28 protein-coding genes are annotated in these 26,304 nt (G+C 72.6%); 17 read left to right on the top strand and 11 right to left on the bottom strand.

The annotated features are described in order from the left end of the window. Window positions 1-15 precede the first annotated feature (15 nt). The 4 genes from DEJ01_RS00135 to DEJ01_RS00120 all read left to right on the top strand — a co-directional run bounded on the left by DEJ01_RS00135 (window position 16) and on the right by DEJ01_RS00120 (window position 6,098). Window positions 16-615, top strand: a complete 600-nt coding sequence (locus DEJ01_RS00135) for a hypothetical protein (RefSeq protein WP_110864334.1) — start codon at window positions 16-18, stop codon at window positions 613-615. Between the two features lie 68 nt (window positions 616-683). Further along, complete coding sequence (locus DEJ01_RS00130) at window positions 684-1,883, top strand: S24/S26 family peptidase (RefSeq protein ID WP_111091863.1); 1,200 nt, start codon at window positions 684-686, stop codon at window positions 1,881-1,883. Between the two features lie 61 nt (window positions 1,884-1,944). After that, window positions 1,945-3,108, top strand: a complete 1,164-nt coding sequence (locus tag DEJ01_RS00125; protein ID WP_111091862.1) for an exonuclease SbcCD subunit D — start codon at window positions 1,945-1,947, stop codon at window positions 3,106-3,108. Further along, the gene (locus DEJ01_RS00120; RefSeq protein ID WP_111091861.1) at window positions 3,108-6,098 is read left to right on the top strand and encodes an AAA family ATPase; all 2,991 of its coding nucleotides are present in this window, start codon (window positions 3,108-3,110) and stop codon (window positions 6,096-6,098) included. The genes DEJ01_RS00125 and DEJ01_RS00120 overlap by 1 nt, the downstream gene beginning before the upstream one ends. A 22-nt stretch (window positions 6,099-6,120) precedes the next feature. Here DEJ01_RS00120 and DEJ01_RS17985 read toward each other — a convergent pair whose 3' ends face one another. Together DEJ01_RS17985 and DEJ01_RS00115 are read right to left on the bottom strand one after the other, a co-directional pair. Then, entirely contained in the window at window positions 6,121-6,297 is a 177-nt protein-coding gene (locus tag DEJ01_RS17985; protein ID WP_156463787.1) for a hypothetical protein, read from the bottom strand. Next, window positions 6,294-7,103, bottom strand: coding sequence for a class E sortase (locus DEJ01_RS00115; RefSeq protein ID WP_258375605.1), 810 nt, complete (start codon window positions 7,101-7,103; stop codon window positions 6,294-6,296). Before DEJ01_RS00115 ends, DEJ01_RS17985 begins: the two co-directional genes overlap by 4 nt. A gap of 94 nt (window positions 7,104-7,197) precedes the next feature. Here DEJ01_RS00115 and DEJ01_RS00110 point away from each other — a divergent pair, with 94 nt between their 5' ends. Beyond that, window positions 7,198-7,653: a GNAT family acetyltransferase gene (locus DEJ01_RS00110; RefSeq protein WP_111091860.1), complete on the top strand. Its 456-nt coding sequence runs from the start codon at window positions 7,198-7,200 to the stop codon at window positions 7,651-7,653. A 175-nt stretch (window positions 7,654-7,828) separates the two neighbouring features. Here DEJ01_RS00110 and DEJ01_RS00105 read toward each other — a convergent pair whose 3' ends face one another. Then, window positions 7,829-8,752 carry an EamA family transporter gene (locus DEJ01_RS00105; RefSeq protein ID WP_111091859.1) on the bottom strand — a complete coding sequence of 308 codons (924 nt, stop codon included), beginning with the start codon at window positions 8,750-8,752 and terminating at the stop codon, window positions 7,829-7,831. Between the two features lie 36 nt (window positions 8,753-8,788). On the opposite strand from DEJ01_RS00105, the gene DEJ01_RS00100 reads away from it, so the two are divergent. From DEJ01_RS00100 to DEJ01_RS00075, 6 genes are all read left to right on the top strand, one after another. Further along, window positions 8,789-9,937 (top strand): CPBP family intramembrane glutamic endopeptidase, encoded by a 1,149-nt coding sequence (locus tag DEJ01_RS00100; RefSeq protein WP_111091858.1) that lies wholly within the window; start codon window positions 8,789-8,791, stop codon window positions 9,935-9,937. 9 nt (window positions 9,938-9,946) lie between these two features. Next, window positions 9,947-11,815, top strand: a complete 1,869-nt coding sequence (gene recQ / locus DEJ01_RS00095; RefSeq protein ID WP_111091857.1) for a DNA helicase RecQ — start codon at window positions 9,947-9,949, stop codon at window positions 11,813-11,815. Window positions 11,816-11,902: 87 nt separating this feature from the next. Continuing rightward, the gene (locus DEJ01_RS00090; protein ID WP_111030846.1) at window positions 11,903-12,649 is read left to right on the top strand and encodes a 1-acyl-sn-glycerol-3-phosphate acyltransferase; all 747 of its coding nucleotides are present in this window, start codon (window positions 11,903-11,905) and stop codon (window positions 12,647-12,649) included. A 135-nt stretch (window positions 12,650-12,784) separates the two neighbouring features. Next, window positions 12,785-13,141, top strand: coding sequence for a hypothetical protein (locus DEJ01_RS00085; RefSeq protein ID WP_111039938.1), 357 nt, complete (start codon window positions 12,785-12,787; stop codon window positions 13,139-13,141). Between the two features lie 307 nt (window positions 13,142-13,448). Beyond that, a complete protein-coding gene (locus DEJ01_RS00080; RefSeq protein ID WP_111091856.1) occupies window positions 13,449-14,063 on the top strand; it encodes a M23 family metallopeptidase in 615 nt (204 codons plus the stop codon). Window positions 14,064-14,124: 61 nt separating this feature from the next. Further along, window positions 14,125-14,973 carry an NAD(P)-dependent oxidoreductase gene (locus DEJ01_RS00075; RefSeq protein ID WP_258375604.1) on the top strand — a complete coding sequence of 283 codons (849 nt, stop codon included), beginning with the start codon at window positions 14,125-14,127 and terminating at the stop codon, window positions 14,971-14,973. A 54-nt stretch (window positions 14,974-15,027) separates the two neighbouring features. Here DEJ01_RS00075 and DEJ01_RS00070 read toward each other — a convergent pair whose 3' ends face one another. Next, window positions 15,028-15,231: a hypothetical protein gene (locus tag DEJ01_RS00070; protein WP_027465064.1), complete on the bottom strand. Its 204-nt coding sequence runs from the start codon at window positions 15,229-15,231 to the stop codon at window positions 15,028-15,030. A gap of 10 nt (window positions 15,232-15,241) precedes the next feature. Then, window positions 15,242-15,760 (bottom strand): MarR family winged helix-turn-helix transcriptional regulator, encoded by a 519-nt coding sequence (locus DEJ01_RS00065; RefSeq protein WP_111091855.1) that lies wholly within the window; start codon window positions 15,758-15,760, stop codon window positions 15,242-15,244. 131 nt (window positions 15,761-15,891) lie between these two features. Between DEJ01_RS00065 and DEJ01_RS00060 the strand changes: the two genes are divergently transcribed. After that, window positions 15,892-16,785: an alpha-E domain-containing protein gene (locus tag DEJ01_RS00060; protein ID WP_071406023.1), complete on the top strand. Its 894-nt coding sequence runs from the start codon at window positions 15,892-15,894 to the stop codon at window positions 16,783-16,785. A 196-nt stretch (window positions 16,786-16,981) separates the two neighbouring features. On the opposite strand, the gene DEJ01_RS00055 is transcribed toward DEJ01_RS00060, so the two are convergent. Together DEJ01_RS00055 and DEJ01_RS00050 are read right to left on the bottom strand one after the other, a co-directional pair. After that, window positions 16,982-18,319, bottom strand: a complete 1,338-nt coding sequence (locus DEJ01_RS00055) for an MFS transporter (RefSeq protein WP_372444931.1) — start codon at window positions 18,317-18,319, stop codon at window positions 16,982-16,984. Then, window positions 18,316-18,726, bottom strand: coding sequence for a MarR family winged helix-turn-helix transcriptional regulator (locus DEJ01_RS00050; RefSeq protein ID WP_071248270.1), 411 nt, complete (start codon window positions 18,724-18,726; stop codon window positions 18,316-18,318). The genes DEJ01_RS00055 and DEJ01_RS00050 overlap by 4 nt, the downstream gene beginning before the upstream one ends. Window positions 18,727-18,821: 95 nt before the next feature. On the opposite strand from DEJ01_RS00050, the gene DEJ01_RS00045 reads away from it, so the two are divergent. Next, complete coding sequence (locus tag DEJ01_RS00045; protein WP_071406021.1) at window positions 18,822-19,574, top strand: SDR family NAD(P)-dependent oxidoreductase; 753 nt, start codon at window positions 18,822-18,824, stop codon at window positions 19,572-19,574. A 180-nt stretch (window positions 19,575-19,754) separates the two neighbouring features. Here the strand turns inward: DEJ01_RS00045 and DEJ01_RS00040 are convergent, their stop codons facing one another. From DEJ01_RS00040 to DEJ01_RS00030, 3 genes are all read right to left on the bottom strand, one after another. Continuing rightward, the gene (locus DEJ01_RS00040) at window positions 19,755-20,696 is read right to left on the bottom strand and encodes an acetamidase/formamidase family protein (RefSeq protein ID WP_111091854.1); all 942 of its coding nucleotides are present in this window, start codon (window positions 20,694-20,696) and stop codon (window positions 19,755-19,757) included. 194 nt (window positions 20,697-20,890) lie between these two features. After that, window positions 20,891-21,160, bottom strand: coding sequence for a hypothetical protein (locus tag DEJ01_RS00035; protein WP_111091853.1), 270 nt, complete (start codon window positions 21,158-21,160; stop codon window positions 20,891-20,893). Window positions 21,161-21,171: 11 nt separating this feature from the next. Continuing rightward, window positions 21,172-22,329, bottom strand: coding sequence for an inorganic phosphate transporter (locus tag DEJ01_RS00030; RefSeq protein WP_071406018.1), 1,158 nt, complete (start codon window positions 22,327-22,329; stop codon window positions 21,172-21,174). A gap of 105 nt (window positions 22,330-22,434) precedes the next feature. Here DEJ01_RS00030 and DEJ01_RS00025 point away from each other — a divergent pair, with 105 nt between their 5' ends. The 3 genes from DEJ01_RS00025 (at window position 22,435) to DEJ01_RS00015 (ending at window position 24,980) form a co-directional block, all read left to right on the top strand. After that, the gene (locus DEJ01_RS00025) at window positions 22,435-23,304 is read left to right on the top strand and encodes an alpha/beta hydrolase (protein WP_111091852.1); all 870 of its coding nucleotides are present in this window, start codon (window positions 22,435-22,437) and stop codon (window positions 23,302-23,304) included. Between the two features lie 131 nt (window positions 23,305-23,435). Further along, window positions 23,436-24,485, top strand: a complete 1,050-nt coding sequence (locus DEJ01_RS00020; RefSeq protein WP_027465073.1) for a biotin/lipoate A/B protein ligase family protein — start codon at window positions 23,436-23,438, stop codon at window positions 24,483-24,485. A gap of 165 nt (window positions 24,486-24,650) precedes the next feature. After that, the gene (locus DEJ01_RS00015; protein WP_110864355.1) at window positions 24,651-24,980 is read left to right on the top strand and encodes a hypothetical protein; all 330 of its coding nucleotides are present in this window, start codon (window positions 24,651-24,653) and stop codon (window positions 24,978-24,980) included. A 37-nt stretch (window positions 24,981-25,017) separates the two neighbouring features. Here DEJ01_RS00015 and DEJ01_RS00010 read toward each other — a convergent pair whose 3' ends face one another. Then, window positions 25,018-25,308 carry a GNAT family N-acetyltransferase gene (locus DEJ01_RS00010; protein ID WP_027465074.1) on the bottom strand — a complete coding sequence of 97 codons (291 nt, stop codon included), beginning with the start codon at window positions 25,306-25,308 and terminating at the stop codon, window positions 25,018-25,020. A 120-nt stretch (window positions 25,309-25,428) separates the two neighbouring features. Between DEJ01_RS00010 and DEJ01_RS00005 the strand changes: the two genes are divergently transcribed. Continuing rightward, a complete protein-coding gene (locus DEJ01_RS00005; protein WP_111030830.1) occupies window positions 25,429-26,301 on the top strand; it encodes a site-specific DNA-methyltransferase in 873 nt (290 codons plus the stop codon). Window positions 26,302-26,304 lie beyond the last annotated feature (3 nt).

The following is a 26,304-nucleotide window of genomic DNA, read 5'->3' as shown; positions in this document are numbered from 1 at the left end:
TCACGGAGTCCAACCATGTCTCGTGTCACGCCTCGTGCTGCCCGCCTCGCCGCCTGGATCGCCATCCCCGCCGCCCTCGTCGCCTCGGGGGTCGTCGTCTCGACGGCCTCGTACGCGGCCTTCTCCTCGACCACCGTCAACCCGACGAACAACTGGACGGCCGGCAGTGTCGCCCTGTCCGACGACGACAACAACACCGCGCTGTTCACGGCGAACAACCTGAAGCCCGGCTCGACCGGTGCGAACTGCATCGCGGTGACCTCGACCGGTTCGCTGCCCTCGGCCGTGAAGCTCTACGGCACGAACGTCTCGACCACGAAGGACCTGGCGGCGAACGTCAACCTGACCGTCGAGCAGGGCACCGGCGGCGGCTTCGGCTCCTGCTCCGGCTTCACCCCGGCCGCCACCGGCGGCTCGCTCTACAGCGGCACCGTCGCGGGCTTCGGGGCCGCCTCGACCAACTACGCGACCGGCGTCGGCACCTGGGCCCCGACCGGCACCGCGTCCGAGACGCGCGTCTACCGCGTCACCTACACGGTCTCGAGCACCGCCCCGAACACCGTGCAGGGCGGCACCGCAGCCCTCGGCTTCACCTGGGAGGCCCAGAACAGCTGAGCCGGGACCGGGGCCGAACCAGCCCCGTCCGTTCCCTCCCCGCAACGCGCCCCCGGTCGAAGGCAGTCATGAGCAGCATCGCAGTGCACGGTGGTCCCGCACCGCACGCAGCGGTCCGTGACGCCGTCGACTGGGGGCGCGTCGTCGTCGCCACCCTCGCCCGGGGCGTGGTCGCGACGCTGCTCGGCCTCGCGCTCTGGGCGGCCGCGCCGGCGCTCATCGGCTGGCAGCCGACCACCGTGATGACCGGTTCGATGGAGCCGCGGATCGTCCCCGGCGACGTGGTCGTCTCGCGTCCGGTCGGCTCGGGCGAGATCGCCACGGGCAAGGTCCTGCTGGCCGACGACCCCGACCAGGCGGACCACCTGCGCATGCACCGCTACGTCGAGGACGGCCCAGGCGGCACCATGGTCACGAAGGGCGACGCCAACCCGCAGCAGGACTCCACGCCGATCGAGCGCTCCGCCGTGCACGGCATCGCCTTCCTGCGCATCCCGTTCATCGGGACACCGATCCGCTGGATCAGCGCGGGGGAGTGGGGCCTGGTCGCGATGCTCGCGCTCGGTCTGACCGCGGTGCTCGCGCTCTGCACGATCGACGGGTCGCTCCGGCGACTCGTCGAGGACGACGACGAGACCGACGGTGCGGCCGGTGGCCCCGACGACGCGGCCGGTCCGGACGACGCTGCCGGTCCGGTGGGCGGTACGGACGACGGCCTGGAGGCACGGGACGGCGCCGCCACGGGCCTCCCGACCGCCGCGCCCACCGTCCTCACCCGTCGCGCGCTGCGTCGACGAGTCCGTCGCAGGCGGCGCCTGCGCCGCCTCGGCGGGGGCGCCGCGGTGCTCGCGCTCGCGGCGGCCGCCGGCGTCCTGCTGCCCGGAGCGGCGGACGCGGCCCCGTGGTCGCGGACCACCGTCGCACCGACCGCGGCCTTCACGGCGGGCACGGCGACCGGTGTCCCCACCCTGACCTGCGCCCCGGCCGGGTCGAACACGGTGACGATCGCCTGGACCTACGACAACGGCGCGACCGTGCCGGTGTCGTTCGACCTGATGAACGGGACGACGCAGGTGGCCAGCACGACCACCGTCGGTGCCCGTTCGATGGTCTACGGGGGCGCCGGACTCCTGAACCTCGGCACCACCTACACGCTGCACCTCCGCACGAACCTCGGCAACAACTGGACGGCGACGAGCACACCGACCGTCAAGGTCCGGGTCGTCTCGGTGCTGGGCCTGGCGTCCGCCAGCTGCGTGACCGCCTGAGTCCTCCACAGGGCACCGCGAGGTGTCCGGAGATGTCCCCGGCCGGCGTTACCGTGGCCGCATGCGCATCCTGCACACCGGCGACTGGCACCTCGGCCGCACACTGCTGGGTGCCGACCTGCTCGAGCACCAGGCCGCGTTCACCGACTGGCTCGTCGACCTCGCCCGCGAGCGCGCGGTCGACCTCGTCGTCATCGCCGGCGACGTCTACGACCGTGCGATCCCGCCGGTGGACGCCGTCCGCATGCTCTCCCGCGTGCTGGAACGCCTCGCCGAGACCACGACGGTGGTCCTCACGCCGGGCAACCACGACTCCGCCGCACGGCTCGGCTTCGGGGCCGGCGTGATGGGGCAGCGCGTGCGCATCCTCGCCGAGCCCGCCCACGTGGCCGATCCGGTGCTCGTGCCCGACGACGACGGCCCGGTGGCCGTGTACGGCATCCCGTACCTGCACCCCGACCTCACGCGGTACGCCCTGGCGGCGGTCCCCGACGAACCCCTCGCCCGCTCGCACCACGCCGTCGTGCACGCCGCCACCGAACGGATCCGCGCCGACCTGGCGACGCGGGCCGACACCCGGAGCGTCGTCGTCGCGCACGCCTTCGTCGGGGGCGCCGACCCGAGCGACAGCGAGCAGGACATCCGCGTCGGCGGTGTCGACCGCGTGGCCGAGTCGGTGTTCGACGGGTTCGACTACGTCGCCCTCGGGCACCTGCACGGCCCGCAGCGCGTCGGCGACGACGGCCGGATCCGGTACGCCGGGTCGCCGCTGGCGTTCTCGTTCGGCGAGCGGCACCAGCGGAAGTCCGTGACGATCGCCGACCTCGACGCGGCGGGTGCCGTCACCGTCGAGCTCGTACCGACCCCGGTGCCGCGGCGGCTCGTCGACGTGCGGGGCAGCATCGACGCCATCGAGTCCGGGGAGTTCCGGGCCGATGCCGACGCCTGGGTCCGCGTCGCGGTGACCGACACCGTGCACCCGGAACGCATGTACGCCCGCGTGAAGGACCACTTCCCGCACGCCCTGGCGATCACGCACGAACCGGCGGACCGGCCGGCCGCCACCGCAGCGCGGGCCGTCACCGCGACGTCCGACCCGGTCGAGGTCGCCGGCGACTTCGTGGCCTTCGCCACCGGCGGGCTGCCCGACGACGACGAACGGGCGGTGCTGACCGAGGCGTACGAGGCCGCGGTGCTCGCCCTGCAGCGTGAGGTGGACCGCTGATGTACCTGCACCGACTCGAACTGCGCGCCATCGGGCCCTACCCCGACCTCGTGACCATCGACTTCGCGGCGCTGGCCGCCTCCGGGGTCTTCCTGCTCGAAGGGCCGACCGGTTCCGGCAAGTCGACGATCATCGACGCCGTCGTGTTCGCCCTGTACGGCGGACTCGCTGGTTCCGACGCCAGCTCCGACCGGTTGCACAGCCAGCACGCCGACCCCGCGGTCGAGCCGTTCGTCGAGCTCGTGTTCGAGACCGGTGCGGGCACGTACCGGGTCCGGCGCACCCCGCAGTACGACCGCCCGAAGCAGCGCGGGACCGGCACGGTGAAGCAGCAGGCGTCGGTGCAGCTGTTCCGGCTCGCCGCGCCGACCGACGTCGCCGGCGAACCCATGTCGTCCCGCATCCCCGAGGTCGGGGTCGAGATCGCCCGGATCGTCGGGCTCGACCGCGCGCAGTTCCTGCAGACCGTGGTGCTGCCGCAGGGAGAGTTCGCACGGTTCCTCCGCTCCCCGGGGGAAGACCGCCGGAAGCTCCTGCAGTCGCTGTTCGGCACGCAGGTCTACGACCGCACCGCCGACGAGCTCGCCGCTCGCCGCCGGGCCGTGCAGGCCGAGGTCGAGGGGGCCGACGACCGCGTCCGCGAGGCCCTGGCCCGGTTCGCGCAGGCCGCCGACCTCGCTGACGCCGACGAGTCCGTCGTCCCCGGCACGGTGGCGTCCCTCCGCGCGACGGCCGACGCCGCCGGGGCGGCCCGGACGGCTGCGGCTGCCGCTGCGACGGCGGCGACCGAACACGAACGATCGGTGACGGCCCGTGCGGCCGCCCTCGAGCGACGAGCGGCGCTGCTGCGGCGGCAGGCGCTCCTCGACGACGACGCCCCGGCGATCGAGCAGGCACGGGCCGCGGTCGCGACGGCCGAGCGCGCCGCCCGGGTCGCCGCGGTGGCCGACGGCCTCGACGCCGCGACCGTCCGGGCGGACGACACCGCCGCGGCAGCCGCCCGACTGCGCGAGCAGCACGCACTCGGCGCCGTCGACGCACAGCAGGTCGCCCGGCGCCGCGACTCGCTGACCGACGCCCTGTCCGACGTCCGGCACCTCGTCGCGGTCGAGGCCGACGCAGACGCCAGGCGCACCGCCATCGCCGAGGCCACTGCGACCGCATCGCGCCTCACAGACGACCTCGCCGCCCTCGACACCGCGCTCGAGGCCCGGCCGACGGAACGAGCCCGGATCGTCGAGGCCGCCCGCACCGCCTCGACGACCGCTGCCGACGCCGACGCCGCCGCGCACGAGGTCGCCCGGGTGCAGTCGCTCCGCGCCGACCTGGCCGCCCGCGACCGCGCCGAACAGCGGGTCGCCGGTGCCGAACGCATCGTGGCCGAGGCCCGCCGTCGGGCCACCGAGGCGCTCGACGCCGAACGCTCCCTGCGCGAGCGGCGGATCGCCGGACTCGCCGGAGAGCTCGGTGCCGCGCTGACCCCCGGCGACCCCTGCCCGGTGTGCGGATCGACGGCGCACCCGTCGGTGGCCGCGCCACAGGACGACCACCCGACGATCCAGGCGGTGGAGTCAGCGGGCGACGCCACGCGTACGGCCGACCAGCAGCTCGCCGACGCCGCGGCCGACCTGGCCGTCGAGCGCGCCGAGCACCTCCGGCTGACCGACGTCGTCGGCGCCGTCGACACGGTCGCCCTCGACGCCATGGCGGTGGCCGCCGACGAGCGGGTCCGAGCGGCGCACGACGCCGCGGCGCTGGTGCTGGAGCACGAGCGCGAGCGGACGGCGCACGACACCGCGACGCGGGCGCTCGAGCGCGAGCGGAACGACCTCGACGCCCGGCGCACGGTGCTCGCGTCGACCGCGGCCTCCGACGCCGAGCGGCTCGAGGCCGACCTGCGATCCGTGCACGAGGCGATCGACCGGCTCGCAGCACTGCTCGACAGCGACGACGGCAGCTCGCCTGTGTCGCTCCGGGCCGTGGTCGACGAGCTCGACGGACGGCTGACGGTGCTCCGCGCCGTCGCCGAGGCCGACGACCGCGCGGCTGCCGCTGCCCGCGCCCGCGACGAGCGCAGCGCCGAGGTCGCCCGGGTCCTCGACGAGCAGGGGTTCCCCGACGTCGACGCCGCACGAGCCGGCCTGCTCGACCCCGACACCGTCGCACGCTTCCGCAGCAGCATCAGCGCCGCCGAGGCCGAACGCGCCGTCGTGCGGGCAGGGCTCGACGATCCCGCGGTGGTGCAGGCCGCCGACGACGATCCGGAGCAGCTCGACGTGCCGGCGGCCCAGGCCGAACGGGTCCGCGCGACGGCCGAGCTCGACGAGGCCACCCGGCTCGCGGTGACCGCTGCCCACCGCGCCGAAGCCGTCGAGCAGTGTGCGACCGAGGTCGACCGCACCGTCCGTGCGCGACAGGAGACCTCGGCCCGCAGCCGTGCGGTCGTCCGGCTCGCCGACGTCGCGAACGGGGTGGCATCGGTCAACCCGACCGGCATCACGCTCGGCACCTACGTGCTCATGCGGCGCTTCGAGGACGTCGTGGCGGCGGCGAACGACCGGTTGCGCGGCATGCTCGCCGGGCGCTTCACCCTCGAGACCTCCGACGAACGGGAATCCGGGTCACGGGCGCGACGGACGGGGCTCGCCCTCGCCGTGCACGACCACACGACCGACACCGTCCGCGATCCCCGCAGCCTGTCCGGCGGCGAGACGTTCACCGTGTCGCTGTGCCTGGCGCTCGGGCTGGCCGACGTCGTGCAGGCCGAGGCCGGCGGGGTCTCGCTCGGCACCCTGTTCGTCGACGAGGGGTTCGGCACGCTCGACCCCGAGACCCTCGACGACGTCATCGGGCAGTTGTCGCGACTCACCGCGGGCGGGCGACAGGTCGGGATCGTCAGCCACGTCGAGGAACTCAAGCAGCGGATCCCGGAGCGGATCGCGGTGCGACGCACCCCGGCCGGCGGGTCGCAGGTGACGACCACGGTCTGACCCGACCCGACCTGACCCGACGCTACGGGGTCGGCGTCGACTCCACCGTGCCGTCGGGCGGCGGCAGGATGTCCGCCGCGATCCACGGGAACACCCACTGGAACAGCACGAACACGATGGCGACGAGGAGCACGAGCAACTCGAGCACCTTCAGGGCGGTGGGGCCGGGCAGCAGCCGCCAGACCAGGGGGAAGATCACTTGGCGGTCTCCGAGAGTTCCTTCGGGGTGCCCTCGGACGCGGGCATCCAGTAGTCGAGCTTCGCGTGCGTCACGAACCGCTCCGCCGCCGACCACATCGGGTGGCAGGCGGTCAGCGTGAGCCATCGGTCCTGGGGGGTCGGTTCCACACCGGGCCTGTTCGGCACCGGCGCGATCGTCTCGATCTTGTCGGGCGTCACGATCTGGCTGTCGGTGACCTTGTAGACGTACCAGACGTCGAACTTCGTCTTCGCGTCGGTGACCCGGACCACGACCGAGTCGCCCTTCTTGAGCTCCGCGATCTGGTTGAGGGGCTTGCCGTAGGTGACCCGGTGTCCGGCGACGGCGAAGTTGCCGGGTGCGCCGGGCATCGCGGTGTCCTGGTAGTGGCCGAGCCCGATGGTGTTGAGGACCTTCTCACGATCCGTGCCCTCGCCGATCGGCCGGTTGTAGTCCTTGCCGAACCGGGGGATCTGCATCGTGCCGAAGACGTCCGACAACCCCGGCGGTTCGTCCAGCACGGGTGCGGTGCCGCGGTGCTCGGTGCCCTCGACCTTCGGGGTCTTGACCTGGTCGAGGCCCTGCACGAGCTTCGTCTGCTCGTTCACGGCGACCACGTCGGTCCACCACGCCGTCCACACGACGTACAGGCCGGTGCCGGCGCCCGCGATGATGAGCAACTCGGCGACGAGCGACACGATCGCGCCGCCGACCGTCTGCCGTCTGCGCGGGGAACGCCGGGACCGCGAACCGGCTTCGTCGTCCCGTGCGCTGCGGCGCGACGGGAGGGTGTCGTGTGCGGTCACGGGGCTCCTGATCGGCTGGGTGGTCGGACAGGTCTATCAGATCACGGCGACAGGCCGGTGACGACGTTCTCCCCACCCCCGTTAACGTGGGGGCATGGAGTACCGGATCCGCCCCTTCCGCACCGAGGACACCGACGCGGTCGTCGCCCTGTGGGAATCGTGCGGCCTCGTCCGACCCTGGAACGACCCCCGACGTGACATCGCCCGCAAGCTGACGGTCCAGCCCGAGCTCTTCCTGGTCGCCGAGCCCCAGGCCGACGACACCGGTACCGACGACACCGACACCGGCGTCGTCGCCGCGGGCATGGCCGGCTTCGACGGGCACCGCGGCTGGGTGAACTACCTCGCCGTGCGCCCCGACCTGCAGGGCTCCGGCCTCGGTCGCACCCTGATGGCTGAGTTCGAGCGGCTCCTGACCGACCTCGGCTGCCCGAAGCTCAACCTGCAGGTGCGTGCCGGCAACGAGCAGGTGCTCGGGTTCTACGCGTCCCTCGGCTACACCGACGACCGCACGGTCTCGCTCGGCAAGCGCCTCATCCCCGACGCCTGACCGCGCCCGCCCGTCGCACCGTGCGGGTTCGCTCATCCGGTGCGGCGTTGGCGGCTCGGTGCGGTGCTGCAAGTCCGCACCGGGTGGTCAACCTCGCACGGTTCGAACGACTCGGCACCGTGCCGGCCCCGCCCGGCCCCGCCCGGCCCCGCCCGACCCCGCCGCGACCCACGCGCTACGCCAACGCCAGCGCCACCGACGCGACGAACGCCAGCACGATGCCGATCCACTGCTGCGCGGTCAACCGTTCCCGCAGCACGACCCCGGCCAGCACCACCGTGCCGATCGGGTAGAGCGCGTTGAGCACACTCACGACGGGCAGGGTCGCCGGGTCGTCGCTGCTGTGCAGCCCCGCCTGGATGAACACGTTCGCCATCGCGTCGAAGACGCCGCACACGGCGACGGTGACCAGCAGCCGCGGACCCCATGCGCGACCCGACCGAGGCTCGCGGGCGGCGGCAGCCCCGTCGGGGCGGGCCGACGTCGGGGCGGACACCGGGCCTCCCGTCCGGAGCACGACGACGATCGCCGCCGCACCCAGCAGCACCGCCTGCAGCACCCGCGCGACCACGAGGGGCGCGATGCCCGAGTCGGACGGCGTCATGTCGTAGGCCAGCACGATCCCGCCGAAGCCGCACCCGGCGACGGCGGCGGCGATTACGCCCCGGGCGGTGAGCCGCGCGCCCGAGGGGTCCCGGACCACCGCGACCAGGACCACCGCGACGACCGCGACCACGAGCGCGCCGGTGGCCACGGGCGACAGCACCGTGCCGCGGAACACCGCGACGAGCACCGGCACGACGGCCGCGAAGACGGCGGTGACGGGGGAGAGCACGCTCATCGGTCCGATCGCGAGTGCGGCGTAGAGCAGCAGCACCCCGACGCCGCCGGAGAGTCCGGCGACCGCACCCCAGACCGCGGCCGGCCACGAGAACACGCCACCCAGGACCACCAGTCCGACGAGCAACGGCACGATCCCGATCGCGGCGGCCACCGCCGTGACGACGATCGGGCGGACCCGGCGCGAGGCGAGTCCGCCCAGGAAGTCGGCGAACCCGTAGACGATCGCGCCGGACAGGCCGAACAGGACGGTGAGCACGGCTCCCATCCTGCCCGGCCCGGTACCCTGCGGTGCGTGAGTGTTCCCTACCAGCGCCTGCCCCGGATCGACGGACGGTGGAGGTGGTGGCGGCCGCTCGTCGCCCTCGCGTTCCTGGCGGGGTGGTACCTCGTGTCGCAGATCGTCATCGCGGTCGCGTACTTCGTGCCGATCGGCGCAACGCAGGGGCCGCAAGCCCTGATCGACCTGCAGAACGACCTGGCCGGTGGCGCGCTCGACCCCACCGACCCGCTGATCCTGTCGCTGTCGCTCGTCTCGCTCGTGGTCCTGCTGCCGGGCATCCTGCTCGCCGTCAAGATCACGCGGATCGGACCGGCCGGCATCCTGTCCTCGACGCGGTTCCGGGTCCGGTGGGCCTGGACTGCCTGGTGCCTGCTGCCGACGCTCGTCATCGCCGCGGTCATGTTCGTCGTCCAGACCGGCCTGTTCTGGGACGGCGGGATGATCACGACCGACGGCGGCTTCGCCTGGAACCACGACGCGATCGGCCAGTCGACGGTCTCCCTCGGCACCCTCACGCTGACGATCGTCCTCGTCGTGCTGCTCGTCCCGTTCCAGGGCGCTGCCGAGGAGTACATCTTCCGCGGCTTCCTCATGCAGACCGTCGCGTCGTGGATCCCGCGTCGCGTCGGCACGATCATCGCCGTGGCGGTCTCGACGGTCGTCTTCGCGGTGCTGCACATCCCGAACGGCTACAACGTCTGGGGCATCCTCGACGTCGGCTCGTTCGGTCTGATCGCGGCGATCATCGTCCTCCGGACCGGCGGGCTCGAGGCCACGGTCCTGCAGCACGCCTTCAACAACATCATGATCTTCGTGCTGCAGGCGCCCGGCTGGTCCGGGATCGACCTGACCTCGTCGGACGCCAACGGCACGTGGCAGGGGACGCTCGTCACCCTCGTCACGTCGCTCGCGTTCTGGGGCATGGTCGAGTTCCTGGCGTGGTGGCGGGGGCTGGACCGCCGGTTCGCCGGCCACGAGGCGCCCCGGTTCCGCGGTGTGACCCCGGCCTGGGCGGGCGGCGTCCGCTGGACCCGGCCGGGAGGCACGGGCTGGGCGACCACGCCGGCCCGCGCCGACGACGTGGCCGGCTCCGACCACCGTGCCGGCTCCGACACGGACGGTGCTGTGGACAGTGCGGTGGGTGTCGCCGGTCGCCCGTAGGCTCGTGGCATGAGCACCACGCCCGCGTCCGCTGCCGTGCCTGCTCCCGCCGCCGTGTCCGCACCCCGTGCCGCTGCGCTCGACGTGCTGCACCGTGTGTGGGGCTACGACGACTTCCGCGGCGAGCAGGCGGCCATCATCGACCAGGTGGTGGCCGGCGGCGACGCCCTGGTGCTCATGCCGACCGGTGGCGGCAAGTCCCTCTGCTACCAGGTGCCATCGCTCGTCCGCGACGGCGTCGGGGTCGTGGTGTCGCCGCTCATCGCCCTCATGCAGGACCAGGTCGACGCCCTGGCCGCGAACGGCGTGCGCGCCGCGTTCCTCAACTCCACGCAGGGCCCCGACGAACGGTCCCGGGTCGAGCGTGCCGTGGTGCAGGGCGAGGTCGACATGCTCTACCTCGCGCCCGAGCGGCTGCGGCTCGAGTCCACCCGTGCGCTCCTCGACCGGGCGCGCGTCTCGCTGTTCGCCATCGACGAGGCACACTGCGTCGCCCAGTGGGGCCACGACTTCCGCCCGGACTACCTCGAGCTGAGCGTCCTGCACGAGCGGTGGCCGACGGTGCCGCGCATCGCCCTGACCGCCACCGCGACGCCGCAGACCCACCGCGAGATCTCCGCGCGGCTCGGCCTCGACGACGCCGCGCACTTCGTCGCCGACTTCGACCGGCCGAACATCCAGTACCGCATCGAACCGAAGACCGGCGCGCTGCAGCAGCTGCTCACCTTCATCCGCACGGAGCACAGCGGCGACGCGGGCATCGTGTACTGCCTGTCCCGCAACTCCGTCGAGCGCACGGCGTCCGCCCTGGCCGAGCAGGGGATCAACGCCCTGCCGTACCACGCGGGCCTCGACGCCCGGGTTCGTGCCCGCAACCAGTCGACGTTCCTGCGCGAGGACGGCGTCGTCATGGTGGCGACCATCGCGTTCGGCATGGGCATCGACAAGCCCGACGTCCGGTTCGTGGCGCACCTCGACCTGCCGAAGTCGGTCGAGGGCTACTACCAGGAGACCGGCCGTGCGGGTCGTGACGGGCTGCCGGCCACCGCCTGGCTCGCGTACGGCCTGAACGACGTCGTGCAGCAGCGGCGGATGATCGACCAGTCCGAAGGTGACGCCGCACACCGTCGGCAGCTCAGCGCCCACCTCGACGCCATGCTCAGCCTGTGCGAGACGATCGAGTGCCGCCGGGTGCGGCTGCTCGCGTACTTCGGGCAAGAGAGCACGGCGTGCGGCAACTGCGACACGTGCATCGCGCCGCCGGAGTCGTGGGACGGCACGGTCCCCGCGCAGAAGCTGCTGTCCACCGTCGTGCGGCTCGAGCGTGAGCGCCGCCAGCGGTACGGCGTCTCGCACCTCGTCGACATCCTGGTCGGCAAGCGGTCGCCCCGCGTGCAGGAACTCCAACACGACACCCTGGCGACCTTCGGCATCGGCGCCGACCTGTCCGAGGGCGAGTGGCGCGCGGTCGCGCGACAGGTGCTGGCCCAGGGCTACGCGGCGGTGTCGGGCGACGGCTTCGGCACGGTCGTCCTCAGTCCCACGAGCGCCGAGGTCCTGACGGGCAAGGTGCAGGTGCGGATGCGTCGCGACCCTGTCAAGGCTCCGCGAGCCGGACGCAGCAGTCGACGGACGGTCGTCACCGACATGCCGCAGGAAGCCGTCGGCCTGTTCGAGGCCCTGCGTGCCTGGCGCGCTGCCGAAGCCCGCGAGCAGGGCGTCCCCGCGTACGTGGTGTTCAACGACGCGACGCTCCGGGGGATCTCCGCCGTCCGACCTGCCGACGTCGACCAGCTCGGCGAGATCTCCGGCGTCGGCGCGGCGAAGCTCGAGCGGTACGGACGCGCGGTCCTCGACGTCGTCGCCGCGGCCGACTGACCCCCGACCAGCACTGCATGCCGTTCCGGGCATGTGCCCTCCGCGCGCCTCATTACACTCGGTAGCTCGTCACCACGAGGAGGTCCGGTGTCCGGTTCGACGAAGTTCGCCACCGTGCTCAGTCGCGCGGTGGTGACCCCGCTGGCCCGGTTGCTGTGGCGCCCGAAGATCATCGGTCGTCGGAACGTCCCGAAGCGTGGTGCGGTGATCCTCGCGAGCAACCACCGCTCGTTCATCGACTCGCCCGCGATCACGCTCATGGCACCGCGCAAGGTGTCGTTCCTGGCGAAGCAGGAGTACTTCACGGGTTCGGGTCTCAAGGGAGCCGTCTCGCGGGCGTTCTTCGGGGGCATCGGCGCCATCGGGGTCGAACGTGGCGCGGGTGCGGCGGCGCAGCAGGCCCTCGACCTCGGGCTGGCACGCCTGCAGGAGGGCGAGGCGTTCGCGATCTACCCGGAGGGCACACGCTCGCTCGACGGCCGGATCTACAAGGGCCGCACGGGTGTGGCGTGGTTGGCGCTGACGAGTGGCGCCCCAGTGGTACCCGTCGCGCTCACCGGCACCGAGGACGTCCAGCCGGTCGGGTCCCGGCTGCCGAAGCTCGCCCGCGTGACGATCGAGTTCGGGCAGCCGATCGACCTGTCGTCCTTCGGCGAGGCGTCGTCCGGTCGAGCTCGGCGCCACGCGACCGATGCGGTGATGGCGGCGATCCAGGAGCTCAGCGGCCAGGAGCCGGCGAACACCTACAACAACCCGCCCGCGACGATCGTGGAGCGGGTCCGTCGTGCGCTGCAGCCGGACGACCCGACCGCTGCCGCCGTCGACCCCGACTGATCGCTGCAACTGTCCGGTCACTATTGCACATCTGAAATATCGATGGTTGAATGGCGGACGTGCCGCTCGGCACGCCGCCATCGCCGGTCGCCCGAGAACGACCAGCCACGACATCCAGATCGGACCGTCCGCAGCATGTCCTCCACCCCGCTCTTCGACTCCATCGCCCAGCGTCGCGATCAGGCCGACGCTCCGCACTCCACCGTGCGCTCCACCCCGTCGCCGGCGATCGCCGTCGTGACCCCGGTACCGACCTCACCGATGTCCGCACCCGTCCGCCCGGGCGACTCCACGCTGGTCCCGGCCGCCCTCGTCGCCGCGATCGACGAGATCCCGGTGCGGGTGGCATCGGCCCTGGTGACCGAGGTCACGATCCGTCCCGAGCACCTCGTCCTGGTCGAGACCGTCGCCGACGCGATCACCCGCGCGGTCGTCGACGCCGTCGTGTGCGAGCTGGACCGGATCGCCCGTGACGGCGTCGTCCGCGTCTGACCGGGCTGGTCACCGCACGATGACGACCCCCGACGACGGCCTGCCCCGGCGCCCACGCGGTGCCGAGCGCCGCGCCGCCGCCCGACCGACCGCGCCCCGGCCGCGCCGTGCACGGCACGCTGCACAGCCGGGGCCGCTCCGAGCCGCCGGGGTGGCGGTGCCCCCTCCCGCCACCCCGGCTTCCACCCAGCCCACACGACGCATCCGGCCCACGCAGCCTGCCGCTCCCGAGCATCCCGCCGCTCCCGCGCGCCGCCGCCCCGCGTCCTTCCGGATCCCCGCCCGGCGGACCCTTCCCGCCGCGGCGGTGACCGCCGTCACGTGCCTGTTCGTCGCGGTCGGCTCCCCGCAGACCGCCGTCGCCGCTCCGGCCGCTCCGGAACCCACGTCGGCAGCCATCGGCACGCAGCACTTCGTCGCCGACGGTTCGACCGGTCCGACCGCCGGCCGCGACGACTTCTCGGTCGGCCGTGCTGCCGCAGCGCTCCGGGTCCCCGGTGGCTCGGGCTCGACCGGTGGCGCCGCCCGCCCCACGGTCGGTGCGATCCCGGACGCCGGTGGCTTCGGCTCCCGCTGGGTCGTCGGCTGCGCGGCCTGCTCGTCGAACCACCAGGGGGTCGACTTCGCCGCGGCCATCGGGACCCCGGTCGTCGCCGCGCTGCCCGGCCGGGTCGTCTCGGCGGGTGTCCTCGGTGGGTACGGCAACCAGGTCCTCCTGCAGCACGCCGACGGCACTGCGACCCGGTACGGGCACCTGTCGGCGATCGACGTCCGCCCCGGCCAGGTCCTCCGCGCGGGGGAGCGCCTCGGGGCCGTCGGCAACACGGGCGTCTCGACCGGCGCCCACCTGCACTTCGAGGTCATCGTGGCCGGCACCCCGATCGACCCGGCCGCCTGGCTGCAGGCTCGCGGGCTCCTCTGACGGCGTCGGGCGTAGCGTCGGAGCGGTCGCGGCACGGTGTCGCGCCAGGACGGAGACGCACGTGCGAGTGACGGTGTTGGGGACGGGTGCGATGGGCGCCGGCGTGGCGGGATCACTGCTCCGCGACGGCCACGAGGTGACGGTCTGGAACCGCAGTGCCGACAAGGCCTCGCCCCTGGGTGACCGCGGCGCGACGGTGGCGAGCGACCCGGGCACTGCCGTCGAGCACGCCGAGGTCGTCCTGCTCACCCTGTTCGACACCGATGCGGTCGTCGACGTCCTCGAGCAGGCCGCTGGCGACGCCCCGGCCGACGCCGTGTGGGTGCAGGCCTCGACGATCGGGGTCGACGGCACCGCGACGATCGTGCAGCTGGCCGAGAAGTACGGCATCACCCTCGTCGAGGCGATGATGCTCGGCACGAAGGCCCCCGCCGAGCAGGGCAAGCTCACGATGCTCGCGGCCGGCCCGGCGGACCTGCTCGACCGCGTCGACCCCGTGCTCGACGCGATCGGCGCGAAGACCGTCCGCGCCGGTGACCACGTCGGCGACGGCACCGCCCTCAAGCTCGCCGCCAACGCCTGGATCGCTTCGATCACCGCGGCGACCGGGCAGTCCCTGGCCCTCGCGGCGGCGCTCGGGCTCGACCCCGCGCTGTTCCTGCAGGCCATCGAGGGCAGCGCGAGCGACTCCGCCTACGCCCACACCAAGGGCGCCGCGATGATCGCCCGCGAGTTCCCCGCCCAGTTCGCACTCGACGGCCTGCGGAAGGACATCGAGCTCATCACCGATGCCGCCCGGACCACCGGGGTGTCCACCACGCTGCTCGAGGCCCTCGGACGCGTCTACGCCGATGCCAGCGCAGCCGGCCACGGGGGCGACGACATCGCCGCGGTCGGCACCGCGTTCTGACGCACGCACCGGCGAACGCGCACGCACGGGCACATGCACGGGTCGGCCGAGCGATCAGCCTCGACGGAACAGCCGCCGCAGGCGCTTCGTGAGCCGCCCCACGGCCTCGTCGTTCATGGTGTTGGCGAGGTCGAACGCCTCACGAGCCGGATCTGACCCGGCCTGGATCCGTCGGAGCGCGGCGTCGGCGCGAGCCCGCGAGTCGAGCTCGGCGAACGGCATGTCGTCCTCGGGGTGGTGTTCGCCGCGAGGGTCCATGCGGTCCAGGCTACGCGCGACGGAGGTGGTCCGACCCGGCGTCGAGCTCGTCCACGACGCGGACCATCTCGTCCAGGAAGTCCACGACGACGGCCATCTCGTTGCTCGGCAGGTGCTCCGTGACCTCGAGCGCGCGGGCGTCGAGCTCCTCGATGACCCGGAGCGCGTGCCGCATCGAGGTGCCGGTGGCGGTGAGGATCACGCCACGGCGGTCGTTCGGGTCGGCGTGCCGTTCGACGTGTCCACTGCGGACGAGCCGGTCGACGAGCGCCGACGTCGACGCCGCGGTGATCTCGAGCCGCTCGGCGAGGTCCTTCGCATTGACGGTGCGGCCGTCGCGCTCGGCGTCGATCAGGAACCGGAGCGCCAGCAGGGCGTTCTCGCCGATCCCCAGTGCCTCGCGCGCTCGGCGCTGCGCAGCGCTCTCGGCCGTCCGGTACCGCCGCAGGGCGTTGAGGACGTCCACGGCGGAGACCGCGGAGTCCTCGTACCAGTACCCCGCGGTGCTGGTCATCACCTCGGACGTCATGCCCCAATGCTAGACGCTCTAGTTAGATTGTGTAGCGAGCGCGGAGACGGGACACCTGCAACACCCGTGACGCGGTTCTGTAACACCCCGGCAACGCCGGCTCGTTAGGTTCTGGACATGCAGGAGCAGCCGTGCTGAGCCGCCTCGCGGGGAACGTCTTCCACGTGGGGAGCGCGGTGGAGCGCACCGACGTCGTCGCACGCTTGCTCGACGTCTACGTCGCGCGTCGCGAACCGGGCACCCTCGACGACGACCGGCTCGTGTCCACCGAGCTCCGCAGCGTCATCGGGACCACCGGCCCCGCGAACGACCCGGACCGTGCCGCCACCGTCGACGCCCTCGCACTCGACCGGCACGAACCCGCGTCCATCGCCGCCGCGGTCGCCGTCGCCCGCGACCACGCACGCCGCGCCCGCGAGGTCGTCTCGAGCGAGCTCTGGGACTGCCTCGACGTCACGCGGTCGCGGATGCCCCGGAAGATCGCCCCCGACCGGGCGCACGAGTTCCTCGGCTGGGTGAGGGAGCGCAGTGCCCTCGCCATCGGGGTGGTCGAGGGGGATGCCAGCCGTGACGAGGTGTGGGAGTTCTTCACCCTCGGACGCTCGCTCACCCGCTGCGCCTCCACCGCACGGCTGTTGGCGTCGCGGCTGCTCGAGCCGGATGCGGTCACCTCGTGGACGGCGGCGCTCCGGGCGTGCGGCGCGGGCGAGGCCTTCCTGCGCGGCCGTGACCACGCCCCGGTGCCGTCCGACGCCGCCGCCTTCCTGCTCCTCGACGCGCACAGCCCGCGGTCGTTGCGCTTCACGGTGCACCGCGCGGCCGAGTGCCTGGCCGACGTCGCCCCGTCCTGCGTCGCGGACGAGGTCGCCGGGTTCGACGAGGTCCGCGCCCTGCTCGACGGCATCCCGGAAGAGTCGGCGCTCGCGGTGGCGGGTGACGTCGGGCAAAGGCTGGCGGTGGCTGCCGACCGCGTCGCCGCGGCCCTCGACGAGCGCGTCTTCGCGTCGTCCGCACCCGTGCTCTGAGCCCGCCCGGCGCGCGTGTCCGGTGCCGGGTCGGCGCGTGTGTGGCGGGACCGGGCCGGTCCGCGCATCGTGACCGCGGCCGTGTGCCCGGGTGGCGCCGGACGGGAGGCCCGTGGCGGCGCCGGTGCGGGCCTCCCGTCCGACGGTCGGTGCGTCACGGGCCGTCGGCGGACGGGCAGGGCGACCCGCCGGTCCGTCAGACGGCGCTGGAGCGGTCGGCGAGCGTCTCGTCGCGTTCCAGCTCGCGGCGGAGCGCCGCGCGCGAGCCGACCACCGGCACGGCGTGCGTGATCGCCAGGTGCAGCCGCGAGTCGGCGTCGTAGCGCAGCCGGACCCGCTGGTACCGGACGAGCCAGACGAGCGCGATCCCGAGTGCGACGAAGCCCGAGGCCGCGCCGACGACGATCGCCCAGCGTGGGCCGAAGGCGTCGGCGACGGCACCGACGAGCGGGGCGCCGATGGGGGTGCCGCCCGCGAAGATCGCCATGTAGAGCGCCATGACGCGTCCGCGCATCGCGGGCTTCGTCGTCGTCTGCACCAGGGCGTTCGCCGTGGTCATGAAGGTCAGGGACGCGAGCCCGACGAACACCAGCACGATCGCGAAGGTCCAGTACGTCGGGGCGAGGGCGGCGGCGGTGCACGCGAGCCCGAACCCGCCGGCGGCGAGCACGAGGGTGCGCATCCGCGGCTTGTCCCGGCGCGCGGAGAGCAGCGCACCGAGCACCGAGCCGATGGCCATCACCGAGTTGAGCAGCCCGAACTCGCCGGCGCCCTGGTGGAACTCGACCCGCGCCATCGTCGAGGTGAAGATCGGGAAGTTCACGCCGAACGTCCCGACGACGAAGATCATGCAGAGCACGACGACGATGTCCGGTCGGGTGCGGACGTACCGGAAGCCGGCGACGATCTGCCCCTTGCCGCGGCCCGCCCGGACCCGTTCGGCGAGCTGCGCGGGGTCGACGAACCGGAGTGCGAGCAGGACGGCCAGGAACGACCCGGCGTTGATGACGAACACCCATCCGGAGCCGATCGCCGCTATGAGCACACCGGCCACCGCGGGGCCGATCAGGCGTGCGGCGTTGAACGACGCGGAGTTCAGGGCGACGGCGTTCGAGACGTCCTCGCCCTGCACGACGTCGGAGACGAAGGCCTGCCGGATCGGGGCGTCGAACGCGGCGACGATGCCGAGTGCCAGGGCGAAGCCGTACAGCGCGAGCAGGGTGGCGGTGTGCGTGAGGACCATGACGCCGAGTCCCAGCCCGAGCAGCCCCATCAGGCCCTGGGTGAGCATGAGCATCTTCCGGCGGTCGAACCGGTCGGCGGCGAGCCCGGTGAGCGGCAGGAGCAGCAGCTGGGGGCCGAACTGCAGGGCCATCGTGATGCCCACCGCGACGGCGTTGTTGTCCGAGAGCTGGGTCAGCACGATCCAGTCCTGGGCGGTGCGCTGCATCCAGGTGCCGACGTTCGACACCAGGGCTCCGGCGAACCAGATGCGGTAGTTGCGTCCGGCGAGGGAGCGGAACATGGCGGTCACTGCTGGGCCAGCCTCCTCATGATCTCGGTGGCGTCGGCGAGGGTGCTCCGCTCGTCGGCGGTGAGTGCTGCGAGTCGCGGGGAGAGCCAGCCGTCACGGCGGCGTCGGGTCTCCTCGACGAAGGCGGCTCCGGCTGGCGTCGCACCGAGCAGCACCTTGCGGCGGTCGTCGCCGTGTCCGCACTTGGACACCAGGCCCCGCTCGACCAGCACCGCGACCGTCTTCGTCATCGAGGGCGGGGTGACGCCGTCCTGCCGACTCAGGTCGGCCAGGGTCATGGCGCCGTCGCGGTGCAGGCGGGCGAGGGCGGAGAACTGCGCGTCCGTGACGCTCGAGTCGGCCTTCTGGGCACGGAGGGTGCGGGACAGCCGGTTCACCGCGATGCGGAGATCGGTGGCGTCGGTCATCGGTCGTTAGCCTATCTCATTAGTTCAGCGAACGAACTTCATTTCGGGTGTACCGTGGTTGTAGACAACACGTGTTGCCGAGAGAGAAGGAGAACATGTCCGAGTTCGAGGGCAAGGTCGCCGTCGTCACCGGTGGTGGCAGCGGCATCGGCGAGTCGGTCGCGAAGGAGCTCGCCGCGGCGGGCGCCACGGTGGTCGTCGCCGACATCAACCTGGCGGGCGCCGAGCGCGTCGCCGCGTCGATCGTGGAGGCCGGTGGCACCGCCCGCGCGTTCGAGGCCAACTCCGCGGTCGCCGCGGACAACGAGCGCATGGTGCAGTTCGCGGTCGACACGTTCGGCGCGCTGCACCTGGCCGTGAACAACGCCGGCATCGGCGCAGCACCGCAGCCGATCGGCGAGTACGACATCGCCGCCTGGGACCGCGTCCGTGCGGTCGACCTGGACGGCGTCTTCTACGGGCTGCGCTACGAGATCCCCGCGATGGTCGCCGCCGGCGGTGGCGCGATCGTGAACATGGCGTCGGTGCTCGGCACGGTCGGCATGGCGCAGAACGCGGCCTACGTCGCCTCGAAGCACGCGCTCGCCGGACTGACCAAGGTCGCCGCGCTCGAGTACTCGTCGCAGGGCGTCCGCACGAACGCCGTGGGCCCCGGGTTCATCGACACCCCGCTGCTCCGGAAGTCGCTCTCGCCCGAGGCCATCGCGGCACTCGAGGACGAGCACGCCTCGAAGCGGCTCGGCACCGACGCCGAGGTCGCCGCGCTCGTGCTGTTCCTGCTGAGCGACAAGGCCTCGTTCATCACGGGCAGCTACCACCTGGTGGACGGCGGCTACTCCGCCCACTGACGGGTCGGGCGTTCCTGGTCGTTCCGGGCATACCTGGTCGAAACGGGCGTACCTGGTCGGTTCTCCCGACCAGGTACGCCCGTTTCCGCTTTCCAGCGCGGATGCGATGGGAAGGAACGTCGGACGGGAGGCCCGCCCAGCGTGCGCCGGTCGGCTCGCGCTGGGCGGGCCTCCCGGTCTTCAGAGCCGCGCGTCCGTCAGGATCGCGTCGTGCGGGAGCAGGGCGTGCACGCCCCACGTGCGGTTCGCGACCTGCGTGATGCGCATGCTCACCGCGACGCTCGCCATCGCGAGTGCCTCGGCGCGGCCGATGCCGTGCAGCCCGGCGATCCAGTCGACCATCCGGTCGAGCGCCGTGGCCGTCGCGACGTTGAGATCGGCGTCGAAGCCGAAGGTGATGCGTCCTGCGGGGGTGTCGGCGTGCACGCCCTCGACCGGGGCCGCATCGAGGAGCGTCAGGGTCATCGTCGTGGTCATGCCGCACTCGACCGCCGTGCCGGAGACCTCGCCGTCGCCCTGGGCCGCGTGCCCGTCGCCGATGTGGAGCAGGGCGTCCGGCACCGTCACGGGCAGGTACAGGGTCGAGCCGGCGATCAGCTCGCGGCAGTCGACGTTGCCGCCGCCGACCGTGCGGGGCGGGATCGTGGAGTGTTCACCGGTGGGCTCGGGTGGGACGCCGACGACGCCGAGGAACGGTGCCGTCCGCACCCCGAGGCCGAGCTGGTTCACGGCGACTCCGGCGGGCACGTCGATGTCCCAGAGCAGCGGGCCGCGCGACGCCGGGTCGGTCAGGCCGAGTGCGCGGTTCACCGGGGAGTCGACCCCGCCCGAGGCCGTGTAGCCCCAGTCGTCGGGCACGAGGTCGTCGAAGTGCACCGCCAGGACCATCCCCGGACGTGCTCCCGCGACGGCGATCGGCCCGACCAGGCAGTGGCCCCGGCGCGGGTCGATCAGGGTCGGGGCGTCGACGCCCGGGCCCGGCTGGCGTTCCGTGTAGCCCGCGGCGCTCAGGGTGCGGACGGTCACCGTGTCGCCCGGTTCGACGGTCAGGACCGGCTGGCGTTCGGCGGTGAAGACGTCGACGGCGGAGTCGACCGTCGCGTCGAGGTGGTGGGTGGTCACCCGTCGATCATCCCAGGCGGGGCGGTTGCGGGGCGGTTCCGGGCGTACCTGGTCGGATCGGGCGTACCTGGTCGGATCGGGCGTGCCTGGTCGGAAGGGGCGTACCTGGTCGATTCGGGCGTACCTGGTCGGAAGTTCTGACCAGGTACGCCCGATTCCACCAGCCATCGCGGGTGTTCTGGGAAGGAACGTCCTCAGTGGAACTGGGGGATCGTCAACCAGATGCCGGCCAGCACGGCGATGATGCACAGCGCGAAGCACAGCACGGCTCCCGCCAGTGCCGCCGGCGGGGTGTGCCCGGAGCGCGGGGTCTCGTCGGAGTACTGCGTGCGCTCGCCGCCCGCGTCGTCCGGCTGCCCCGTGCCGAGCAGCCGGAGGCCGAGCGTGTACACGAGCACCAGGCCCACGGCGGCCACGAAGCCGACGCCGGCGACCGTGCCGATCGCGGTGAAGTCGATGTCCATCGTCGTTCCCCTCAGTTCGTCGCGCCGGTCGGCTGCGGCTCGGCCTGCTCGGCCGGCCCGGACTCGGTCGTGATGTCCTCGTGCGAGATCGGCTTGCGCTTGGCGAGGACGTAGAAGGTGAGCCCGCCGGCCAGGGCGAGGACCGCGACGAGCACCAGCCCGAAGGCCGAGGTCGACGCGAGCCAGGTCGCGAGCGCCCCGACCACCGCAGCGGCCGGCAACGTGATGACCCACGCGATGACGATGCGGCCGACGACCGACCAGTGCACGTCGGCGAGCTTCTTGCCGAGGCCCGAGCCGACGACCGCGCCGCTCGTCACGTGGGTCGTCGAGAGCGCGAAGCCCAGGTGCGACGAGATGAGGATCGTCGCGGCGGAGCTCGTCTCGGCGGCGAAGCCCTGCGGCGACTGCACGTCGGAGATCTTCTTGCCGACCGTCTGCATGATCCGCCAGCCGCCCATGTACGTGCCCAGTCCGATCGCGAGCCCGCAGGCCAGGATCACCCAGAGCGCGGGACCGGTGCCGGCGGCCTGGTAGTTCGCGGCGATGAGGGTCAGCGTGATGACGCCCATCGTCTTCTGCGCGTCGTTCGTGCCGTGTGCGAGCGACACCAGCGACGCCGAGATCGTCTGCCCGTGCCGGAACCCGGTCGCGGCACCGTGCGTCGTCGCGTTCTTCGTGAGCACGTACGCCAGGTACGTCGCGACCAGGGCGATCACCCCGGCGATGACCGGGGAGAGCAGCGCCGGCAGCACGACCTTCGACACCACCGTCGCCCAGCTGATCGAGTTCAGCCCCGCCCCGATGATCGAGGCCCCGATGAGCCCGCCGAACAGCGCATGGGTGGACGAGGACGGCAGCCCGAGGTACCAGGTCGCCAGGTTCCAGAGCACCGCGCCGACGAGCCCCGCGAAGATCATCGTGGGCGAGATGTGGATGCCGTCCTGCCCCTCGCGGATGATGCCCTGCGAGACGGTCTTGGCGACCTCGGTGGACAGGAACGCGCCGACCACGTTGAGCACGGCGGAGATGAGCACGGCGGTCCGGGGCTTGAGCGCTCCCGTGGCGACCGACGTGGCCATGGCGTTCGCGGTGTCGTGGAAGCCGTTCGTGAAGTCGAACACGAGGGCCACGACGATCACCAGCGTGACGATGACGATGACGTCCATGCGCAGGACGCTAGGCCCGCCTGGAACCCCCTGCGTGAACGCCGGGTGAACAGGTCCGTGATGGAGCGCGTCTGCGAGGATGGCAGTGTCTGGAAGGATGCGGGTGTGCCCACCTTCTCCGCCGCTCGCGGCGACGCCTCGTTCACCGACGCCCACGGCGTCGAGATCGTCTACTCGACCTGGCGTGCGGCACGGCCGAAGGGTGTCGTGCAGATCGCGCACGGGGTCGGGGAGCACGGGCTCCGGTACGAGCCGCTCGCGCAGGACCTGGTGCGCGCCGGCTACACCGTGCACGCCAACGACCACCGCGGGCACGGACGCACCGGCCTGACCCAGTGGGACGGCGACCACACCAAGCTCGGTCGGCTCGGCCCCGGCGGCCTGCGCGCGGCGATCGCCGCGGTGGAGCAGATGAGCGCGGTCGCGCGGGCCGACGAACCCGGGCTGCCGCTCGTGCTGCTCGGGCACTCGTGGGGGTCACTCATGGCGCAGCGGATCGTGAACACCTCGTCGGACCGCTACGACGGCGTCGTCCTGTCCGCGAGTGCCTACCGGCTGCCCGGCTGGATGAACAGCGGCGACCTCAACGCCCGGCACGCGGGGTCCGGGCCCACCAAGTACGAGTGGCTCACCCGCGACCGGACGATCATCGACGCGATGGCGCTCGACCCCCTGGCGGTCGAGGCCGACGTCATCGGGCTCTTCGGGCTCGCCGACACCCTCCGGCTGCTCGGTGTGCCGCGGCGGGGGATCCCGCACGACCTGCCGATGCTGCTGCAGGTCGGCTCCGACGACACCCTCGGGGGTCCGCGCTCGATCGAGCGTCTGGCGCAGGCGTACCGCCGACGCGGACGACTGTCCGACGTGACCGTGCAGGTGTACGAGGGCGCGCGGCACGAGGTCTACAACGAGACGAACCGCGCCGAGGTCATCGGCGACCTGGTCACGTGGCTCGACCGGGTGACGGCGCGCTGACGGCGCTCGCCGCGTCCTGCGACGCGACCGGCGACGGACTGGAGGCCCGTGGCGGCGCCGCGACGCGCCTCCAGGCCGTCACCTGGCAGGCCCACTGCCGGGCCGTCGGCCGTCCGGAATAGGGTTGCGGCATGCACGGTGAGTACAAGGTCCCCGGAGGCAAGCTGGTCGTCGTCGACCTCGAGGTCGTCGACGGCACGATCCAGCAGTTCCGCCTGGCGGGTGACTTCTTCCTGGAACCCGACGACGCGCTGCCGCTCATCGACGCGGCCGTGAACGGGCTCCCCGCCACCACCGACGCCGCGGGCATCGCCGCAGCCGTGCGGGCGGCCCTGCCGACCGATGCGGTGCTGCTCGGCTTCACGCCCGAGTCCGTCGGCGTCGCGGTGCGCCGTGCGCTGTCGCGGGCCTCGACCTGGCGCGACCACGACTGGCAGATCGTGCACGAGGGGCCGATCAGCCCGAACGAGCACCTCGCGCTCGACCAGGTGCTGACCGAAGAGGTCGGTGCCGGCCGTCGCGGTCCCACGCTGCGCATCTGGGAGTGGGACCAGCCGGCCGTCGTGATCGGGTCGTTCCAGTCGCTCAAGAACGAGGTCGACCCCGCCGGCGCCGAGAAGTACGGCGTGCAGGTGGTCCGACGCATCTCCGGCGGTGGCGCGATGTTCATGGACGCCGGCGCCGTCATCTCCTACTCGCTCTACGTGCCGTCCGACCTGGTGCAGGGCATGACGTTCGCCGACTCGTACGCGTTCCTCGACGAATGGGTGATCGAGGCGCTCAAGTCGCTCGGCATCGAGGCCTACTACCAGCCCCTCAACGACATCACCTCGACCAAGGGCAAGATCGGCGGGGCCGCCCAGAAGCGCCTCGGCACCGGGTCGCTGCTGCACCACGCCACGATGAGCTACGACATGGACGGCGAGAAGATGGTCCAGGTGCTGCGCATCGGGCGCGAGAAGATGAGCGACAAGGGCACCACCAGCGCCGCGAAGCGTGTCGACCCGCTCCGCTCGCAGACCGGGCTGTCCCGCGCCGAGATCATCGAGCGGCTGATCGGCACCTTCACCCGCCTGTACGGGGCGACCGAGGGGCACGTGACCGAGGCCGAGCGGGAGCGCGCGCAGGAGCTGGTGCGGACGAAGTTCGCGACGAAGGAGTGGCTCGAGCGGGTGCCGTGAGCCCTGCTCGGTCGACGGTGGACGCGACGGCCGGAGCTGAGGGGGGACGTCCCGGCCGCCGCTGCTTCGAGTGTGCGCCTCGACCTCATGAACCAGACGTGTGGATGATGAGAATCCCCCGCGCGGCTGATCCGCTCGCCGCGCAGCCCACGTAGCGTCGCTGCCGTGAACTGGTTGATCTTCCTGGGGGCGGTGGCCGCCGTGGCCGTCGTGGTGTGGATCGCCGATCGCATGGGGTGGATCGACCTGTCGAACAAGTCCCAGCGCAGCGGCGGATCCGGAGGCATGGGCGGGATGCTGGACGAGGTGTTCGCACCGACCCGGCACGAGACGCAAGCCGAGTACGAACGGCAGGCGCGCCTGCCGAAACAGGCCCCGTCACCGGCGGACCACGACCACGACCTGCTCAGCGGCAGCGTGCTCATCCGGGTGCCGGCGGTGCGGAGCGCCGGTCGGCACGAGGCCCGCGCGGGGACGCACGACCGGTCGTACTGAGCTGACGGGCGCCGCGCTCGTGTGTGCGTCGCTCGCTTCAGCGCGTCGTGAGCTCCTGGTAGTCCGGGTGTCGCTCGATCCACGCGTGCACGTAGCTGCACTGCGCGACGACCCGGCGTGACGAACTCGCACGCACGTCGTCGAGGGCGTGCTGCACCAGGATCGACGCGTGCCCACCACCGCGGTGCTCGGGATCGACCTCGGTGTGCACGAAGCGGATCTCGTCGCCGTCGATCTCGTACGCCGCGAGGCCGATGACCTCGCCGTCCTCGATCAGGGAGTACTGCTGCTTGTCGGTGTCGTTGCGGACCTCGGGTGCTGCTGCCATGCACTCGACCGTACGCCGGGGCCGAGGCGTGCGGTGCGTGTCCGCTCGGTGCGGCGCGGTGCGGCGCGGTGCGGTGCGGTGCGCGTCGAGCGTGCTCGCTCGGTGCGCGACAATGGGTCCGTGCGCAGGGGAGACGACCGAGGCCCGGACCGCGTCGTCCTCGGCGACGCCCTCGACGTGGTCCCCGCCTACCCGGACGGCTCCTTCACGCTGGTGTACCTCGACCCGCCGTTCAACACCGGCCGGTACCAGCGTCGGCACGCGACGTCCGCCGTGCCGAAGGCCGACGGCCCGGTGATGGGGTTCCACGGCCGGACCTACGAGCGGGTGCGCGGCGACCTGATGCGCTTCGACGACCGGTTCGAGGACTACTGGTCGTTCCTCGAACCCCGACTCATCGAGGCCTGGCGGCTGCTCGCCACTGACGGCACGCTGTACCTGCACCTCGACTACCGCGAGTCGCACTACGCCAAGGTGCTGCTCGACGCGCTGTTCGGCCGCGAGTCGTTCCTGAACGAGATCGTGTGGGCCTACGACTTCGGCGCCAAGTCCAAGACGCGCTGGCCCACCAAGCACGACACGATCCTGGTCTACGTGAAGGACCCCTCGCGGTACTGGTTCGACTCCGAGGCCGTCGACCGCGAGCCGTACATGGCGCCGGGGCTCGTCACCCCCGAGAAGCGCGAGCGCGGCAAGCTGCCCACCGACGTCTGGTGGCACACGATCGTCTCGCCGACGGGCCGCGAGAAGACCGGCTACCCGACGCAGAAGCCCGAGGGGGTGCTGCGGCGGATCGTGCAGGCGTCCTCACGCGAGGGCGACTGGGTGCTCGACTTCTTCGCGGGCAGCGGGACCACGGGCGCTGTGGCGCAGGCGCTGGGGCGGCGGTACGTGCTGGTGGACGACAACCCGGCGGCGATCGACGTGATGCGGAAGCGGTTGCCGGGTGCGTCGTTCGAGGTGGCTGCGGCCGGGGCGGGGTCGGCCGTCTGAGGG

The organism is Curtobacterium sp. MCLR17_040 (assembly GCF_003234735.1).
Classification (GTDB): Bacteria; Actinomycetota; Actinomycetes; order Actinomycetales; family Microbacteriaceae; genus Curtobacterium; species Curtobacterium flaccumfaciens.
This window is presented reverse-complemented; position numbering and strand designations above follow the sequence as displayed.